14 protein-coding genes are annotated in these 19632 nt (G+C 34.0%); 13 read left to right on the forward strand and 1 reads right to left on the reverse strand.

Annotated elements, in window-relative coordinates; genetic code table 11:
- Positions 1–5 precede the first annotated feature (5 nt).
- From argF to ORL93_RS18885, 9 genes are all read left to right on the forward strand, one after another.
- A complete protein-coding gene (gene argF / locus ORL93_RS18845; protein ID WP_026008635.1) occupies positions 6–1004 on the forward strand; it encodes an ornithine carbamoyltransferase in 999 nt (332 codons plus the stop codon).
- A gap of 95 nt (positions 1005–1099) precedes the next feature.
- Positions 1100–2515 (forward strand): arginine-ornithine antiporter, encoded by a 1416-nt coding sequence (gene arcD / locus ORL93_RS18850; RefSeq protein ID WP_006093297.1) that lies wholly within the window; start codon positions 1100–1102, stop codon positions 2513–2515.
- A 37-nt stretch (positions 2516–2552) separates the two neighbouring features.
- Positions 2553–3515, forward strand: a complete 963-nt coding sequence (arcC, locus tag ORL93_RS18855; protein WP_018782601.1) for a carbamate kinase — start codon at positions 2553–2555, stop codon at positions 3513–3515.
- Positions 3516–3713: 198 nt separating this feature from the next.
- On the forward strand, positions 3714–4403 hold the full coding sequence (locus tag ORL93_RS18860; RefSeq protein ID WP_018766527.1) for a Crp/Fnr family transcriptional regulator: 690 nt from the start codon (positions 3714–3716) through the stop codon (positions 4401–4403).
- Between the two features lie 138 nt (positions 4404–4541).
- Positions 4542–5225 carry a hypothetical protein gene (locus tag ORL93_RS18865; protein ID WP_003194745.1) on the forward strand — a complete coding sequence of 228 codons (684 nt, stop codon included), beginning with the start codon at positions 4542–4544 and terminating at the stop codon, positions 5223–5225.
- Positions 5226–5670: 445 nt separating this feature from the next.
- Positions 5671–7335, forward strand: coding sequence for a glycoside hydrolase family 13 protein (locus ORL93_RS18870; protein ID WP_265959371.1), 1665 nt, complete (start codon positions 5671–5673; stop codon positions 7333–7335).
- Positions 7336–7524: 189 nt separating this feature from the next.
- Positions 7525–9162 carry a PTS transporter subunit IIBC gene (locus ORL93_RS18875; RefSeq protein ID WP_006093301.1) on the forward strand — a complete coding sequence of 546 codons (1638 nt, stop codon included), beginning with the start codon at positions 7525–7527 and terminating at the stop codon, positions 9160–9162.
- A gap of 3 nt (positions 9163–9165) precedes the next feature.
- Positions 9166–9957, forward strand: a complete 792-nt coding sequence (locus tag ORL93_RS18880) for an endonuclease/exonuclease/phosphatase family protein (protein ID WP_265959372.1) — start codon at positions 9166–9168, stop codon at positions 9955–9957.
- A 310-nt stretch (positions 9958–10267) separates the two neighbouring features.
- On the forward strand, positions 10268–13036 hold the full coding sequence (locus ORL93_RS18885) for a YhgE/Pip domain-containing protein (RefSeq protein WP_265959373.1): 2769 nt from the start codon (positions 10268–10270) through the stop codon (positions 13034–13036).
- A gap of 34 nt (positions 13037–13070) precedes the next feature.
- On the opposite strand, the gene ORL93_RS18890 is transcribed toward ORL93_RS18885, so the two are convergent.
- Positions 13071–15263, reverse strand: coding sequence for a DNA topoisomerase III (locus ORL93_RS18890; protein ID WP_097795256.1), 2193 nt, complete (start codon positions 15261–15263; stop codon positions 13071–13073).
- 663 nt (positions 15264–15926) lie between these two features.
- Here ORL93_RS18890 and ORL93_RS18895 point away from each other — a divergent pair.
- From ORL93_RS18895 to ORL93_RS18910, 4 genes are all read left to right on the forward strand, one after another.
- Positions 15927–16880, forward strand: a complete 954-nt coding sequence (locus tag ORL93_RS18895; RefSeq protein WP_033796964.1) for an ABC transporter permease — start codon at positions 15927–15929, stop codon at positions 16878–16880.
- A gap of 58 nt (positions 16881–16938) precedes the next feature.
- Positions 16939–17841, forward strand: a complete 903-nt coding sequence (locus tag ORL93_RS18900) for an iron chelate uptake ABC transporter family permease subunit (RefSeq protein ID WP_371389030.1) — start codon at positions 16939–16941, stop codon at positions 17839–17841.
- On the forward strand, positions 17835–18593 hold the full coding sequence (locus tag ORL93_RS18905; RefSeq protein ID WP_018782594.1) for an iron ABC transporter ATP-binding protein: 759 nt from the start codon (positions 17835–17837) through the stop codon (positions 18591–18593). Before ORL93_RS18900 ends, ORL93_RS18905 begins: the two co-directional genes overlap by 7 nt.
- A 73-nt stretch (positions 18594–18666) precedes the next feature.
- Complete coding sequence (locus tag ORL93_RS18910) at positions 18667–19614, forward strand: siderophore ABC transporter substrate-binding protein (protein WP_018782593.1); 948 nt, start codon at positions 18667–18669, stop codon at positions 19612–19614.
- Positions 19615–19632: the final 18 nt, after the last annotated feature.

Consider the following 19632-nt stretch of genomic DNA (forward strand, 5'->3'; position numbering starts at 1 on the left):
GAATCATGTTGATGACTAAACCAAACTTAAAAGGAAGAAGTTTTCTTGCTGAAAAAGATTTTACGGAAGAAGAATTATTATACTTTCTAGATTTAGCAGCAGAATTAAAAGAGAAAAAGAAAAATGGTATTCCGCATCGTTATTTAGAAGGTAAAAATGTTGCACTCTTATTCGAAAAAACTTCAACTCGTACACGGTGTGCATTTACAGTAGCTTGTACAGATTTAGGTGCCAACCCTGAATACTTAGGTAAAGGTGATATTCAGCTCGGAAAAAAAGAATCTGTTGAAGATACAGCAAAAGTTTTAGGGCGTATGTTTGATGGGATTGAATTCCGTGGTTTCGATCATGCGACAGTAGAATCTTTAGCAAACAATTCTGGTGTGCCAGTATGGAATGGCTTAACAGATATGTGGCATCCAACACAAACACTTGCAGATTTATTAACAATAAGAGAGCATGTGGGACGTTTAAAAGACGTTAAGCTCGTTTATGTTGGGGACGGGCGGAACAATGTAGCAAATAGCTTATTAGTCGGCGGTGCAATTGTTGGAATGGAAGTCCGTATTTGTACACCAGAATCATTATGGCCAGCACAAGAAGTTATTGACTTAGCAAAAAAATATAATGATCGAGTAATGGTAACAAGTAATGTTCAAGAGGCTGTTGCAGATGCGGATGTAATTTATACAGATGTATGGGTATCTATGGGGGAAGAAGATAAGTTTGCTGAACGTATTGAATTATTGACGCCTTATCAAGTAAATATGCAAATGATTAAAGCAACTGGAAATGAAAATGTGATGTTCTTACATTGTTTACCTGCATTTCATGATGTGGAAACAATGTACGGAGAAGAGATTTATGAAAAATATGGAATAAAAGAAATGGAAGTAAGTGACGAAGTCTTCCGTAGTAAGCATTCAAAAGTATTTGATCAAGCAGAAAATAGAATGCATACAATTAAAGCGGTTATGGCAGCTACTTTAGGAAATATGGAGTAAAGAAGGAAGGTAATCTTCCTTCTTTCTCCTCCTTTAGACACTATCATTCACTATTGTTGTTTTCTTCTTATTGCAATTAAAGAGAGGTGAGTGTAATGGGTGAAGAAAAGAAACTAGGACTATTTACTTTAACAGCTCTTGTCGTTGGTTCCATGATAGGCGGTGGAGCATTTAACTTAGCAAGTGATATGGCAAAAGGCGCTGGTGCGGGAGCCATTATTATCGGATGGGTTATAACAGGGATTGGGATGATTGCTCTTGGATTATCATTTCAAAATTTAACTGTAAAAAGACCAGATTTAGATGGTGGTATTTTTAGTTATGCAAAAGCAGGATTTGGTAATTTTATGGGATTTAATAGTGCCTGGGGATATTGGCTATCTGCTTGGCTTGGTAATGTAGCTTACGGTACATTATTATTCTCTTCATTAGGTTATTTCTTCCCAGTTTTTGAAGGTGGACAAAATGTAGCTTCGATTATTGGAGCGAGTATATTGCTATGGTGTGTTCACATGCTAATTTTACGTGGGGTACAATCAGCAGCACTTGTAAATTTAGTAACAACAATTGCAAAATTAGTGCCTGTATTTGTCTTTATTGTTGTAGGAATTTTCGCCTTCCATATTGATATTTTCTTAGATGGTTTTTGGGGACAAGCTGGTTCCTTTTCTTGGGGAGCAGTAGGTAGTCAAGTTAAGAGCACAATGCTTGTAACTCTTTGGGTATTTATTGGTGTAGAAGGGGCTGTTGTCTTATCAAGTCGTGCGAAAAGCCGAAGCGATGTGGGGAAAGCAACAGTCATCGGATTAATTGGTACACTCATCATTTATATCCTACTTACATTACTATCTCTTGGTCTTATGCAACAAGCTGATGTTGCTAATTTGAAAAATCCATCTATGGCGTATTTATTTGAAAGCGTTGTCGGAAAATGGGGCGCTATTTTTATTAACTTAGGTTTAGTCATTTCTGTATTAGGTGCTTGGTTAGGATGGACGCTACTCGCATCTGAAATTCCGTATTTAGCTGCTAAAGACGGAGTGTTTCCAAAGTGGTTTGCGAAAGAAAACAAAAACAAAGCTCCTATAAATTCATTATGGATAACAAATGGTTTAATTCAAGTTTTCTTATTAACATTTGTTGTTTCAGATCAAGCATATAATTTTGCATTTTCTCTCGCGTCCTCTGCTATTTTAATTCCGTATGCTTTTTCAGCATTCTATCAATTTAAGCACAGTTTACAATCTAAAGAAAAAGATCGAACAAAAAATATAATCATTGGTTTGGTAGCAAGTATTTATGGAATTTGGTTAGTGTATGCAGCTGGCTTAGATTACTTATTACTAACAATGACATTATATGCACCTGGTATTTTCATCTTTTACAATGTTCAAAAGCAAACGAATCCAAAACAAATATTTACTCGTGTGGAACTGGCATCCTCTGTAGCTATTGGTGCCTTAGCATTTTTTGCGATTTACGGATTAATTACAGGGAGTATCACTTTATAAAATTTTGTGAAAATGAAATCAATTGGAGGGTTGAAATATGAAACGAAGAAAAATCGTAGTTGCACTAGGGGGAAATGCTATACAATCTGGAAATGCCACTGCCGAGGCGCAGCAAGAAGCATTAGAAAGAACAGCAGAACAACTTGTTAAAATTATGGAAAATAACGTTGATATTGTTATTGCACATGGAAATGGCCCGCAAGTAGGTAATATTTTATTGCAACAAAAAGCAGCAGATACGGAAAAAACACCGGCAATGCCGTTAGATACTTGTGGTGCAATGAGCCAAGGGATGATCGGATATTGGATGGAAAATGCAATTGAGAAGGCTTTGAAAAAGCGTAAAATAAAAAAAGAAGTAGCCACGGTTATAACACGTGTTGTCGTGGATGAAAAGGATGAGGCATTTAAAAATCCAACAAAACCAATTGGGCCTTTCTACACAGAAGAAGAAGCAAGAAAGTTAATGGAAGAAACAAAAGCTGTATTTAAAGAGGATGCAGGAAGAGGATGGAGACGCGTTGTTCCATCACCAAAGCCTGTAAGTATTCATGAGCATAAAATAATCAATTCATTAGTAGAGGATGGAAATATAGTTATTGCTGTTGGAGGTGGAGGAATCCCCGTTATTGACTCTGAGGAAGGGTTAAAAGGTACTGAAGCTGTCATTGATAAGGACTTTGCAGCTCAAAAGTTAGCAGAACTAGTAGATGCTGATACACTTGTGATTTTAACGGCAGTTGATTATGTTTATGTGCATTTTAATCAGCCTAATCAAAAGAGATTAGAGGCTGTTACAGTCGATGAATTAGAAGGGTATATACAGGAGAAACAATTTGCAGCAGGTAGTATGCTTCCAAAAATTGAAGCTGCTATTAGTTTTGCAAATGCAGATCCAAAGCGAAAAACAATTATTACTTCATTAGAAAAAGTATATGAAGCATTAGAAGAAAAAGCTGGTACGATTATTTCTAAGCAGGACGTATATGCTTGTGTATAAACATAGCTCTTCTATTACTAGTAATTTCAAAAAGAATGGGGTTAGTAACTTCATTCTTTTTGTTTGTTAATTTTTAGGAAAAATGTTCATAAAGTATTCATGATAAGAAAAAGCTGTGTAGGTTAAGTGTGATAAAATAAAATTGAATACGCTTTCTCGATGTTTCACTCCGATATATAGCAAGAGAGAAGGAATTTTATGAACAGACGGAACGTAGTTAAAGACTTGAAGCAGTTTGAATTATTTTCTCATGTAACAGATACAAAATTAAAAAGCCTATCAGAGTTTGTTTATTGGCGAACTTATAAGAAAGGTCAGTTTTTATTTTTAGAAGGTGATTCAAGAGAAAGAATTTATTTTATGCTAGATGGTTTTGTAAAGTTAGAGCGAGTAAATCAAAACGGGAATTTATTATATGAAGACTATGTAAAGCGACTTTCTATTTTTCCTTATGGTGGTATGTTTACAGACAATGCATATAATTATACAGCGGAGGCAATGACAGATGTGGATGTTTACTATATTCCTACAGTGATTTTTGAAGATATGGTAAAAGCAAGTCGGACACAGCTAATGTACGTTGTTCAGCAGTTATCCTCTATATTAAAAATTAACGAAAATCGGGTGCAAAATATTACAATCCCAAATGCACAAGATCGTGTTATCCAGACATTAAATTATTTAATGAATGATTTAGGAGAACAAGATGGTGAGGAAATTGTAATCGCATGTCCACTTACAACAATTGAAATTTCAAAGATATCTGGAACATCTCGAGAGACTGTTAGCGGTGTATTAAAACAATTGAAAAATGATAGTATTGTTACGGTTCTAGGTAAAAAAATTACTATACATAATCCAACGTACTTTGAGGAAATTTCGATGTGAAAACTTCATATTGTATATTAATAGAGTTCTTTATATATTTATAAGGAACTTTTTTATGTTATTCCCTATAAAAAGATTGTATATTCCGATAATGTTAGCTAAAATCGATAATAAAAAACAAAGGAGAAGGGAGAAAGAATGATTCGGATTGAATATGATCGATTAGTAGCCATTTTTTACAGTGTCGGAGTATTACTATTAATAAAAATGCCAAATGATAATGAATTAATTGGAGAAAAATTATTTCACGCATACGGGATTCCAGTAGATACATATATTTATATGGGGTATAAGATTTCGAATATCTGGATTTGTTCTTTTGCATTACAAGCAATTTCTTTTCTATTTCTTATAAAGTGGTTAGAAAAGAAGGATTCTAATTGGTTAAAAAAGCTAAATAACATAAAAGTAGTGTGTATGAGTGTCTTGATTATCATAATGCCATTTACTTTAAATGAAATACTTCAAACTCTTGATAAAACATGGCATTACACAGGGAAAAAAGGACTAGAGGCAATTGAATACAAAAAAGAGGATAGCCAATGTACGATGGAGAAAAAGGGGGATAATTTTGAACAAAATTGCGTCGTCACTTTAAAAAATTATCGCAATCATTCACAAGCATTACAACTTGTTTTATATCAAGATGCAAATCAAAAATTAAAGAGTTATCAGGTACCAACACCTATTTACCTACAGCGACATGAAACAAAGCAATTTGAGTTTCAAGTTCCAGTTGTTTATGATGACGTCGTAGTGAAAAATAAAGCACCAAATATTAAATTGCGGTCATTAAATAAAAATCATAAGACAGATAATTAGTTTATGAAAATGAGGTTTGTTATTAGGAGAAAGAATTAGAAATGAAAAAGAAAAGTAAACTTTAGTCATCCAAAATGTTGCGAATAATCGGGCATAAATTGGATGATTTTTTATTTGTAATTAAGACCCATACATCAAAATTCAGGGAACCAACTGTCCGTAAAAGCCCGATTGGTGAGGGCTAATAATCAGTGGGGGATGAAGAATCCCCCACTGATTAAAGTTTCACTTTATTAATGATAAAGGGGAGTGAGAAATTCCCACCAAGTATGTACACCATAAAAATATGTAAGGTTAATGAAATGGAGTATTGTTTCTTAAAGAAAAGTAGATATTTAGTAATAAGATGAAATTTCTCATTGCAAACTCTCTATATTTTGTTATGATAGTGTTACGAAAACGTTTGCATAAATTTTTAAGATGGATGCAAAAGGAGAGAATTATTATGAATAAAACATGGTGGAAAGAAGCTGTCGCTTATCAAATTTATCCACGTAGCTTTATGGATTCCAATGGTGATGGTATTGGAGATTTACAAGGTATTATTACAAAACTTGATTATTTAAAGGATTTAGGTATCGATGTAATTTGGATTTGTCCAATGTATAAATCACCGAATGATGATAATGGTTATGATATTAGTGACTATCAAGACATTATGGATGAATTTGGTACAATGGCTGATTTTGATGAATTACTAGATGAAGTGCATAAACGTGGTATGAAGCTCATTATTGATTTAGTTATTAATCACACGAGTGATGAACATCCTTGGTTTATTGAATCGCGTTCGTCTAAAGATAATCCAAAACGTGATTGGTATATTTGGCGCGATGGTAAGGATGGAGAAGAGCCAAATAATTGGGAAAGTATCTTTAGCGGTTCTGCTTGGGAATATGATGAAGTAACAGATCAATATTTCTTACACATATTCTCACGTAAACAACCAGATTTAAACTGGGAGAATGCACAGGTCCGTGAAGTTTTATATGATACTGTAAACTGGTGGCTAGATAAAGGAATTGATGGTTTCCGTGTAGATGCAATCAGTCATATCAAAAAAGAAGAAGGCCTAAAAGACATGCCAAATCCAAAAGGATTAAAGTATGTGCCTTCTTTTGATAAACATATGAATGTAAATGGAATTCAACCACTTTTAGAAGAGTTGAAGGAGAATACATTTTCAAAATACGATATTATGACTGTTGGAGAAGCCAATGGTGTCAAAGTTGAAGATGCTGATCTGTGGGTTGGAGAAGAAAACGGTAAATTTAATATGGTATTTCAGTTTGAGCATTTAAGTTTATGGGATGCAGAAAAGAAAAAGGAACTTGATGTTGTGGAACTGAAAAAGGTGTTAACGAAGTGGCAAAAAGGTTTAGAAAATAAGGGATGGAATGCGTTGTATATTGAAAATCATGATAAACCACGGATTGTTTCTACGTGGGGAGATGATAAACAGTATTGGCGTGAAAGTGCAACAGCTTTAGGAGCAATGTACTTCTTTATGCACGGAACACCGTTTATTTATCAAGGACAAGAAATTGGTATGACAAATGTTCAATTCCGAAATATTGAAGATTATGATGACGTAGCAATTAAGAATTTATATCGCGAGAAAATTGCAGAAGGCGTATCACATCAAGAAATGATGGAAATTATTTGGGCATCTTGTCGTGATAATTCACGTACACCAATGCAATGGAATGATGAAGAAAACGCTGGTTTTACAACAGGGAAACCGTGGTTTGGAATGAATCCAAATTATAAAGAAATTAATGTTCAAAAGCAGCAAGTAGAGGCTAGTTCTATTTTTAATTTCTATAAAAAGATGATTGCACTAAAAAAAGAGCATGATGTATTTAATTATGGCACATATGATTTGATTTTAGAGAATGATCCGCAGGTTTATGCGTATACGCGTACGTTAAATGATGAAAAAGTTGTTGTGATTAGTAATATATCTAAAGAAAATGCTGTGTATAATGAGGATACATTCTCTTTAGAACGCAAACGTTTGCTTTTAAATAACTATGAAGTAGCGGAACATAATAAATGTACTACAATTACTTTAAAACCTTATGAAACAAGGGTTTATCGTATTTCTTAATAAAAAAAGATGCTCTCGTAGCATCTTTTTTTATGAAAAATAATAAATTTATATTGCAATATGAAAACGCTTTTATTAAAATAGATTTATGAAAACGTTTGCGTTAAAAAAGGTATCGTTTTCGTAAGCAAAAAGAAATTATTATCTATATTATTAGGGATTTTATAAATAAAGAGGAGGAAAAAACAGATGAAAATTACGTCTTTTGATTTTTGGCAGAAGTTCGGGAAAGCATTGCTAGTTGTTGTAGCTGTTATGCCAGCTGCTGGCTTAATGATTTCCATCGGTAAGCTAATTGGTATGTCTGCTGGGGATGTAAATGCAGTACATACAATTGCTAGAGTAATGGAAGACATCGGTTGGGCAATTATTACAAACTTGCATATTTTATTTGCAGTAGCAATTGGGGGATCTTGGGCGAAAGACCGGGCAGGTGGTGCATTCGCAGCACTGTTAGCATTCGTCTTAACGAACCGAATTACGGGAGCTATATTTGGTGTTAACGCTGAAATGTTAACGGATTCAAAAGCGAAAGTTTCTTCATTATTAGCAGGAGATTTACTTGTAAAGGATTATTTCACTTCTGTACTTGGTGCACCAGCATTGAACATGGGAGTATTCGTAGGGATTATTACAGGGTTCTTAGGAGCTACCTTATATAATAAATACTATAACTATAATAAATTACCACAAGCATTAGCGTTCTTTAACGGAAAACGATTTGTACCATTTGTTGTAATTGTATGGTCTACAGTTACTGCGATTGCTTTATCACTTTTATGGCCATTTATCCAAAGCGGATTAAATGAGTTTGGTCGCTGGATCGCAGCATCTAAAGATAGTGCACCAATTGTTGCACCATTTGTATACGGGACATTAGAGCGTTTACTATTACCGTTCGGATTACATCATATGTTAACGATTCCTATGAACTATACGGAGCTTGGTGGAACATACACGATGTTAACTGGAGCAAAAGTTGGTCAGGTTGTTGCGGGACAAGACCCATTATGGCTTGCATGGATTACTGATTTAAATAACTTGTTAGCGAATGGGGATACAAAAGCATATAACGATTTATTAAATAATGTTGTTCCAGCTCGTTTCAAAGTTGGGCAAGTTATTGGTTCAACTGCATCATTAATTGGTATTGCATTTGCGATGTTCCGTAATGTCGATAAAGATAAACGTGCAAAATATAAACCAATGTTCTTATCTGCAGCATTAGCAGTATTTTTAACAGGTGTAACGGAACCAATTGAATTCATGTTCATGTTTATTGCACCAGTATTATATATTGTATACGCGATTACAACAGGACTTGCATTTGCATTAGCGGATTTAATTAACTTACGCGTTCATGCATTTGGATTTATTGAGTTAATTACACGTACACCAATGATGATAAATGCGGGGTTAACAAGAGATTTAATTAACTTTGTTGTTGTGTCAGCGGTATTCTTCGGTTTAAACTTTACATTATTCAATTTCTTAATTAAAAAATTCAATTTACCAACGCCAGGTCGTGCAGGGAACTATATTGATAATGAAGATGAATCAGAAGAAGGCACAACGAATGTAAAAGAGGGTTCATTAGCAACAAAGGTTATTGAACTTTTAGGTGGAAAAGATAATATTGCGGATGTAGATGCTTGTATGACACGTTTACGTGTAACAGTGAAAAATTTAGAAGCTGTTGCACCAGAGGCACAATGGAAGCAAAACGGTGCTTTAGGTCTCATTGTAAAAGACAAAGGTGTTCAAGCAGTATATGGTCCGAAAGCTGATGTGTTGAAATCAGACATCCAAGATATGTTAGGTGCATAATAAATGAAATTACTCACTTTAAACTGCCACTCTTGGCAAGAAGAGAATCAAATAGGAAAAATAAGACATCTTGCTAAAACGATTCAAGAGGAAGGTTACGATGTTATTGCCTTGCAAGAGGTTAGTCAGTCTATAAAAGCTCAAAATGTATGCGGTAATAAGAAAAAGGATAACTTTGGCCTTGTATTACTTGCAGAGCTTGAGAAGTTGGGTTCAGGAAATTACAATATTGTTTGGGATTACTCGCATATTGGTTATGACATATATGAAGAAGGTTCAGCTATCATAACGAAACATCCTATTGTGAAACAAGATTCTTTCTTTGTATCAGAAAGTAAGGATACTTCTTATTGGAAAGCACGTAAAATTGTAAGTGCAACAGTTTCTTATAAAGGAAAGAATATGACGTTTTATTCATGTCACCTTGGGTGGTGGAATGATGAGGAAGAAACGTTTCAAGGCCAAGTGGATTGTTTAACGCAGCATGTGAATGAAAACGAACTTTCAATTTTAATGGGCGATTTTAATAATAATGCCCGTTTACAAGGAGAAGGATACGATTATCTCATGCAAAAAGGGCTTTATGACACATATGAACTAGCTTTTAAAAAAGATGAAGGAACAACTGTACAAGGAAAAATTGCTGGTTGGGATGAAAATAAGCAAAATTTACGAATTGATCTTATTTTAAGTAACAAACCAAAAACAGTTATTTCTTCAAAGGTCATTTTCAATGGTATAAATCGAAATATTATTTCAGATCATTTCGGAGTAGAAGTTCAATTAGATATATAATAATAGAAGAAATCCTCATAGCAATGTAAGCGCTATGAGGATTTTTTTTGTGAATACAAGTATTTCCAAGATAAAATACTTGTATTTTTTATGACATTTCCTATATATTTGTTATTACTGAATGTAAAACCGATTTGGTCATTTTGTATGAATACTTTATCGACTTCGTTATATAATGAAGTAAGTGAAGTGTTTTGTTTGGAAAAATAGTACATTTTCGTTTAATCCACGATGAGGAAAATGATATAATTGCAAAATGCATGCATCATTTTCTAAAGAAGGAAAAATATATAATTAGGTGATAGCTTATATGAAACAGATATGGCGTATTTATACGACAGACTTACGGAATGTAGCCAAACATTGGGCTGCGATTGTAATTGTATTAGGACTTATGATTTTGCCATCGTTATATGCATGGTTTAACATTAAAGCTTCCTGGGATCCATATGGGAACACGAAAGATGTTCCAATTGCAGTTTCCAACCAAGATGCTGGATCAAATTTACGGGGAAAAGATATTAACATCGGGAATGAAATTGTAGATTCGCTCAAACAGAATAAAAATATGGGATGGAAATTCGTTGATGAAAAGCAAGCAATTTATGGAGTAGAACACGGGGATTATTATGCAAGTATTACGATTCCGAAAGATTTCTCTGAAAAAATTGCAACGGTAATTAGCGATAATCCGCAAAAGCCAGAACTTGATTATTTTGTGAATGAAAAGGTTAATGCCATTGCACCGAAAATTACAGCGAAAGGTGCATCAGGTATAACAGAAGAAATCAGTAAAAACTTCGTTAAAACAGCAAACGGTGAGATCTTTGAAATCTTCAATGACCTTGGAATCGATTTAGAAACAAACTTACCAAGTATTGAAAAAGTAAAAGATCTTGTGTTTAAGTTAGAAGCAGAGTTCCCAGAAATGTATAAACTTGTGGATACAGCGTTAGATGATGCTGGTAGAGCGCAAGGGCTTGTGAAGACTGCACAAGATACATTACCGACAGTAGAAAATGTGATTCGTGATGGACAACAAATGACGAAAGATTTGGATGCATTCTTTGCAAGAAATGGTCAAACTTTAGAAAATGCGCCTGACGTTATGAAAAATAACTTAACGGTATTGAAAAAAGGAATGGATGGTGCAGCGACGGCTACAGACTTCTTAATGCATCCAGGGTTTGATTTAAATATAGCCCTCCCAGATCTTCCACAAGTTAATACAGAGGGATATAAAAATATAGCGAACGGTATTAATCAAACTGTGAACAATGTTTTTAACTCCGCGCGTGTGGGAACTGCATATGCACAAAGTGTTATGGCTGGGTTACAAAATGGAAAGATTGATCCAGAGATAGCAAAGAAAAATGTAGAGACCGTCTCTAATAATTTTCAGACTGATATTAATAATGTGTCTTCTCTGATTGATACCATGGCTAATTTAGAAGGGAAAGCACCAACTAAATTCGGGCGAGATTTCTTTAAGAACAGAAAAGAACATTTAACAGCTATTAGAGATTCTATGCAAGATGTAAATAATAGAATTAAGCATGTTGGAGAGTTAATTAGTACAGGTCAAGAAGTAAAACAAGATGTGAGAGATGCTGTTAATCAAAAATTAAATGCAACAAATGATTTAATTAATCAAGCTGAAAAAGATTATAACGAAACTTTTGTAACTGATTTCCAAAAAGCAGTGAGCACGGCAGAGCAGTTGAAAAATCAGGCAGGAAATACAGTAGAAGATTTCAAAAAGGCAAAAGAAGATTTACAAAATAAAGGTATTAATGGATTAGCTACTACGAAAACAGCTTTAAACAGCTTAAATGGTCAATTTCAAGCAACTATAAATATGATTGACGATATGATACCTGTCTTAAATGATTTGAATAAGATTTTAGGTGATGTTAATAGCGATAAAAATGTTAACAATCAGATTGATAAGCTAAACAAAGTAAAAGCTGATCTTCAAAAAGGGATGGATTTAACGAATAAAGGAATTGCTGCGATTGATAAAGGACAGCAGCCAGCAAAAGATGTAATTGAAAGTATTAACCAAGTATCAAAAAGTACTTCAGCACAATTAGGCGACATTTTAGCAAGATATGATTCTGAAATCGTTCCGAGCTTTAATACGGCAATTGAACGTACAAAGCAAATGTCAAAAGATACTGCTAAAATTCTAGGTGAAGCAAATAAAAGTCTTCCAGATGTTAAAAAATTGCTTGAAGATTCATCAAAAGGCTTAGTAGAAGGTACGAAGAAAGTTGAAGATATTAAAGCAGAAATGCCAGCTACTGAGAAAAAGATTAAAGAATTAGCAGATAAAATTCGTAAATTTGAATCGGAAGAAGATATAAAAGATATCATCAAGTTATTGAAAAATGATGTTGAACAGCAAAGTGATTACTTTGCAAATCCAGTAAAATTAAAAGAAAATAAATTATTTGCGATGCCAAACTACGGTTCGGGGATGTCACCATTCTATACAGTGCTTGCATTATGGGTAGGGGCACTTTTAATGGTTTCATTATTAACAGTAGAAGTACATGAGCCAGGGGCAAATTATAAGAGTCATGAGATTTACTTCGGACGCTTTTTAACATTCTTAACGATAGGTCTTGCACAGGCGTTTATCGTATCGATGGGAGATATTTTCTTACTTGGTACGTATGTAGTTGATAAGTTTTGGTTTGTTCTATTCAGCTTATTCATTGGTGGAGTCTTTGTTTGTATCGTGTATTCACTCGTTTCTGTTTTCGGAAACATTGGGAAATCGATGGCAATCATTTTACTCGTACTACAAGTAGCTGGATCAGGCGGAACATTCCCAATTCAAATGCTTCCAAAATTCTTCCAATCGATATATCCGTTCTTACCGTTCACATATGCAATTAGCGTGATTCGTGAAACAGTGGGCGGAATGCTTTGGGATATTGTGATAAGAGATCTTCTCGTGTTAAGTGTCTTTGTGGTAATCATGCTTGTACTTGCATTGGTACTGAAAACACCGATTAACAAGTCGAGTGAGAAATTTGTTGAGAATGCAAAAGGAAGTAAAATTATTCATTAAAAAAAGTTCCTACCGAGAGCGGTAGGAACTTTTTTTATTCAAATTTTAACTTTTTTAATGCTTCTGCTAGTGCGTTATTTAATGGCTCTTCTTCTTCTTTTTGTTGCTGCTTCATATATTTTTGCACGTAGCGTTTATCTGCTTTATTTCCTGATTCTTTCTTGCGGCGCTCTTGGAATGTAGAAAGCTTCTCACGATATCCACATTTACATGCGAAGATTTGCCCATCTCCTTCACCGCGAAGTTCTAGCTTTTTCTTACATTGAGGGCATCTTGCATTTGTCGTACGGGATACATTTTTACGATGACCACATTCGCGGTCTTGGCATACAAGCATTTTACCTTTTTTGCCGTTTACTTCAAGCATCGGTTTGCCACAGTCTGGACAAGTTTTTGTTGAAATGTTTTCATGCTTATACTTTTTATCGCTTGATTTAATTTCAGCAACGATTTCTTTTGTATAGTTTTTCATCTCGGAAATGAAAATTTCTTTTTTTAATTTACCTTTTGCGATAGCTTCAAGTTTTTGTTCCCATTCAGCAGTTAGTGTAGGAGATTTTAGTTCTTCCGGTACTAAATCAAGTAACTGGCGACCTTTTGATGTAATGTGAATATCTTTACCACGTTTTTCAATCAAGAATGAATTAAATAGTTTGTCAATAATGTCAGCTCGTGTAGCCACAGTACCTAATCCACCAGTTGATTTTAACGTATCAGCAAGTTGTTTATTTTGCGTATCCATGTATTTTGTAGGGTTTTCCATTGCTGAAAGTAACGTTGCTTCATTAAAGCGTGCAGGTGGTTTTGTTTGACCTGATGTTTGAGCAATTAGTTTTACGCTTAATGTATCGCCTTTTTCAATGCGAGGTAAAATTTGCTCTTTTAAATCTTCAACTGCATCGTCATCTTCAAAGCGGTTTTCATATACTTCTTTCCAACCAGAATGTAAAATCGTTTTGCCACGTGCAACAAACGTTTCATCAGCAATTTTCGTGCGTAATGTTAGTTGTTCATATTCAAAGGCTGGGAATAAAACTGCTAAGAAACGTTTTACCACTAAATCATAAATTTTGCGTTCTTTATCTGTGAAAGCTGAGAAATTCACATAGCTTTCCGTTGGGATGATTGCGTGATGATCGCTTACTTTACTATCATCAACAAATGCTTTAGTGGATTTTATAGGCTTATTTAAAATTTTATGAGCTAAAGGACGGTATTCTCCTACTCCACACGCTTTTAGACGCTCTGGAAGTGTTCCGACGATATCAGATGAAATATAGCGCGAATCTGTACGAGGGTAAGTGAGTACTTTATGTTGCTCATATAATTTTTGCATAATGTTTAATGTTTCTTTTGCAGAGTAACCAAAGATTTTATTCGCATCACGTTGTAGCTCAGTTAAATCATAAAGACCAGGAGCGAATGATTTTTTCTGCTTTTTCTCAATTTCCGTGACAGTGGCATTTTGTTTATCGAGTTTTTTCACAATCGTATCGATTTTCTCTTTATCAAAACTACGACCATTGCCTTTCCCATCTTGCCAAGTTAGCTTTAACTTATCTGTTGTTTGAGCTTCAATTCCGTAGTATGTTTGAGCTTTAAAGTTTTTAATTTCGTCTTCACGACCTGCAATGATAGCCACAGTAGGTGTTTGTACACGACCACAGTTTAGTTGAGCATTAAATCGAGTAGTTAATGCACGTGTTGCATTAAGCCCGATATACCAGTCAGCCTCCGAACGTGCGACAGCTGAAGCGTATAAATTTTCATATGCTTTACCTGGCTTTAAGTTTGCGAAGCCATCTTTGATTGCTTTATCGGTAACAGATGAAATCCATAGACGCTTGATAGGTTTATTAATTTTAACTTTATCAATAATCCAACGCGCGACTAATTCTCCCTCTCTTCCTGCGTCTGTAGCCACTATTATTTCAGTAACATCTTTTCTAATCAGTTGACTTTTAACGGCATTAAACTGTTTGCCAGTTTGCTTAATCACTGTCAATTTCAAACGTTCAGGTAGCATTGGCAGATCTTCTAGATTCCACTTTTTGTATTTCACATCATAGCTTTCTGGGTCTGCTAATGTAACAAGATGCCCCAAAGCCCAAGTAACGATATATTTATTACCTTCAAGATAACCATTTCCTTTTTTATCACACTTCAATACACGTGCAATATCACGTGCAACAGAAGGTTTTTCAGCAATTACAACACTTTTTGCCATATTTAAAACATCCTTTCAAGTTTCCGTAAGTTAAATATAGCATACATCCTTTGCGGATTCAGTTATGCCGAAGATTCTAACCTTTTGTTATGAATTAAATACTCTATATCTTTGACTAGTTAAGAGGGTGAAAATTTTAGTATTTCGGATATAACAAAATATTAGGATATCTTTGTCCTTTTTTAAAAGGACAAACCATTATTTCACAAGGCGGAAAAGTATCAAAACGCGATGTTGCGAAGTATATGAAACAATAAAATCAAGATGATGAGCCGCGTAATCCTGCGTTAGCGGAAGTTTTGGCAAAATTGAAATTTGGTTCAAAAGAAAAAGAAGAAAGTGCAATTTTTCTAATCTCAAAGGGAAGTTGGGCTTTTTATTAATTCTATAGATATAATAAGTTTCCTAATATGAATAAAAAAGCGATATAAACAATAATGGAATTCATTGACATTGTTAATGAATTTCATTATCATTAAGAGGGTGATCTAATTATTGCCAAAACGTCAGATTGAAAGTATAAAGTATACCTTTAATTGATAAAGAGAATCATTTTCTTTTCTATTATCTTATAAATAGACAAAGGGGGATAAAATGATAGGATTATAATCTGTATGAAATCAAATGATGGCGACAGAACATAATCTGCACCATGAAGAAATTATGAAAAAGAGATATTTGTTTATCATGCTTATTGTTTTATCAATTGTGTCTATTTTTATCGGTGTAAAAGAGGTTAATCTAGCAGATATTTTGCACTGGAATCAAGAAAAAATGCAAATTGTATTTATTAGTAGATTACCACGTCTAATCAGTATTATTGTTGCTGGTGTTAGCTTAAGTATAAGTGGTTTAATTATGCAGCAACTTAGCAGAAATAAATTTGTATCCCCGACAACTGCGGGGACAATGGATAGTGCAAAGCTAGGGGTTTTAGTTTCATTGATGCTATTCACGACAGCGAGCCCGCTTGAAAAAATGTTTGTTGCATTTGTCTTTGCATTAGCTGGTACATTTTTATTTATGCAAATTTTGAAGAGAATTAAGTTTAAGGATGCGATTTTTATCCCGCTTGTGGGAATTATGTTTGGAAACATTATCAGCTCTATAACGACATTCTTTGCTTATAAATACGACCTAATTCAGAACATTTCTGCATGGCTACAAGGGGATTTTTCAATGGTGATGAAAGGAAGATATGAAATTTTATATTTAAGTATCCCACTTGTCATTATCGCCTTCTTATATGCAAATCGATTTACAGTTGCTGGAATGGGTGAAGATTTTGCGGCCAACTTAGGGATGAATTACAACCGAGTGCTAAATATCGGACTAATTATCGTTTCTTTAATCTCCGCATTAGTTGTTTTGACTGTTGGTATGATTCCATTTCTAGGGCTTATTATTCCGAATATTGTTTCTATTTATCGTGGAGATAATTTAAAGAATAGTTTACCTCATACTGCTTTACTAGGAGCGGTCTTTGTACTTGCTTGCGATATACTTGGCCGCGTCGTTATTTATCCGTACGAGATTTCTATTGGTCTTACAGTGGGAGTAATCGGAAGCGGAATCTTCCTTTATTTATTGGTGAGGAGAAACGCATATGCAGCATAGAAAACAAACAAGTCATAAAAAAATGTTGGCAGTGCTTGCCATTGCATCAGTTGTAGCCATGGGGATATTTTTATTTATTAACTTAAATATGAATACATTAGATTATGCATTGCCAAGAAGAGGTAAGAAATTGTTGGCAATGGTCATAACGGGCGGAGCAATTGCGTTTTCGTCTATGATTTTTCAAACAATTAGTAACAACCGTATTTTAACACCAAGCATTATCGGTCTAGATTCACTTTATATGTTTATGCAAACATTTGTAGTGTTTGTATTCGGTTCAAAACATATCACAATGATGAATACAAATGTTAATTTTCTTGTATCAGTAAGCTTAATGGTTATTTTTTCACTGTTCCTTTATAAATTTCTCTTTAAGAGAGAAGGAAACAATATTTATTTCTTATTGTTAATTGGATTAATATTTGGAACGTTCTTTCAAAGTTTATCCTCTTTTATGCAAGTACTCATTGATCCAAATGAGTTTCAAATTGTACAAGGGAAAATGTTTGCAAGTGTAAATAACGTGAGAACAGAGTTACTTGTAACGTCTATCATTGGGATTCTATTAGTTCTCGCTTACGTATATAAAGAACTGAAGTTATTAGATGTACTATCGCTAGGAAGAGAAGAGGCTATTAATTTAGGTGTAGATTACGATAAAGTTGTGAAAAAGCTTTTAATTGTAATTGCAATTCTAGTTTCTATTTCTACAGCGCTAGTTGGACCAATTACATTTTTAGGATTACTTGTAGTAAACGTTGCGCGTGAATGTTTACGTACATACAGGCACAAATATTTAATAGCAGGTTCTATCTTTATTAGTATTATTGCCCTAGTAGGGGGACAATTAATTGTTGAAAGGTTGTTTGAATTTAATACAACTTTAAGCGTTATTGTGAATTTTGTTGGTGGAGTATACTTCATCTATCTTCTATTAAAGGAGAGCAAGGCATGGTAGAAGTAAGAAATATATCAAAGCAATATGGAAATAACAATGTTGTTGAAGATGTTTCTATTAAAATAGAAAAAGGTAAAATCACATCTTTTATCGGACCGAATGGAGCTGGAAAAAGTACGGTTCTTTCTATGATGAGTAGGCTGTTACAAAAAGATGCTGGTGAAATCTATATAGAGGATAAAGAAATTGGCGAATGGAAGAGTAATGAGCTTGCCAAAAAAATCTCTATTTTAAAGCAAACGAATCATATCAATTTAAGACTTACGATTCGGGAATTAGTTAGTTTTGGGAGATTTCCGTATTCACAAGGAAATCTGTCCGAAGAAGATTGGAATCATATCGAGGAAGCCATTAACTATATGGAGCTTGAAGATATTCAATATAAGTACTTAGATCAGCTTAGTGGTGGGCAGCGGCAAAGGGCATATATCGCTATGGTTATTGCTCAAAATACAGAATATATTTTGCTAGATGAGCCATTGAACAACTTAGATATGAAGCATTCCGTACAAATTATGAAAGTGCTAAGACGCTTAGTTGAAGAACTGGGTAAAACAGTTGTAATTGTAATCCATGATATTAACTTTGCTTCTTGTTACTCTGATTATATTGTTGCTTTAAAAGATGGAAAAGTAATGAAAGAGGGAGCAACAAATGAAATCATTGACCCGATTGTTTTGAAGGATATTTATGATATGGATATTCATATTGAAGAAATAGCGGGAAATAATATTTGTATTTATTTTTCATAAGAGGAAGTTATTTTGATAGTACTAGCTTGCTATCGATTTAATTAATTTTAAAAAATTTATAGAGGTGATTGAAGTGAAGAAATTAGCGATGCTACTATTAACTTTCATGCTTGCTATCGTCGCGGTAGCATGTAGCAATAACGCTTCTTCTGAGAAGAAGACAGAAGCGAGTGAAAGTAAATCAAAAGAGATGACGATTAAGCACAAATTAGGAGAAACGAAAGTTAAAACTAACCCGAAAAAAGTTGTCGTATTTGACTTTGGTTCCTTAGATACATTAGATAAATTAGGTGTTGAAGTAACTGGTGTACCACAAAAGAATACACCAGAGTACCTTTCTAAATATAAAGATAAAAAGTATACAAACGTTGGTGGTTTAAAAGAGCCAGATTTTGAAAAAATTAACGAAATTGCACCAGATTTAATTATTATTTCTGCAAGACAAGCTGATTCATATAAAGAATTCTCAAAAATTGCTCCAACAATTTATGTAGAACAAGATACTAAAGATTATATGAAATCATTTAAAGACAACACAGAAATGTTAGCAAAAATCTTTGGAAAAGAAGATAAAGCGAAAAAAGAAATTGCAGCAGTTGAAAAGGATGTAAAAGCATTAAATGAAAAAGCTACGAAAAGTGACAAAAAAGGTTTAGTTATTAAAGCAAATGACGGTAAAGTAAGTGCGTATGGTCCGGAATCTCGTTTTGGTATTATCCATGATGTATTTGGAGTAATTCCTGCGGATAAAGAGATTCAAGCATCTACTCATGGTAATAATGTATCATTTGAATATATTCTCGAAAAGAACCCTGATTACTTATTCGTAATCGATAGCGGTGTTGTTACTGGTGGTAAATCTTCTGCGAAGCAAGTAGTTGAAAATGAACTTGTTAACAAAACAAATGCTGCGAAAAACAACAATGTAATCTATTTAGATGCAAACTACTGGTACCTATCTGGTGGCGGACTTGAGTCTGTATCAGAAATGGTGAAAGAAGTATCTAAAGGCTTAAAATAATATGAAAGATAGTGGTAG

The organism is Bacillus sp. DHT2, from assembly GCF_026241455.1.
GTDB classification, from domain to species: domain Bacteria; phylum Bacillota; class Bacilli; order Bacillales; family Bacillaceae_G; genus Bacillus_A; species Bacillus_A pseudomycoides.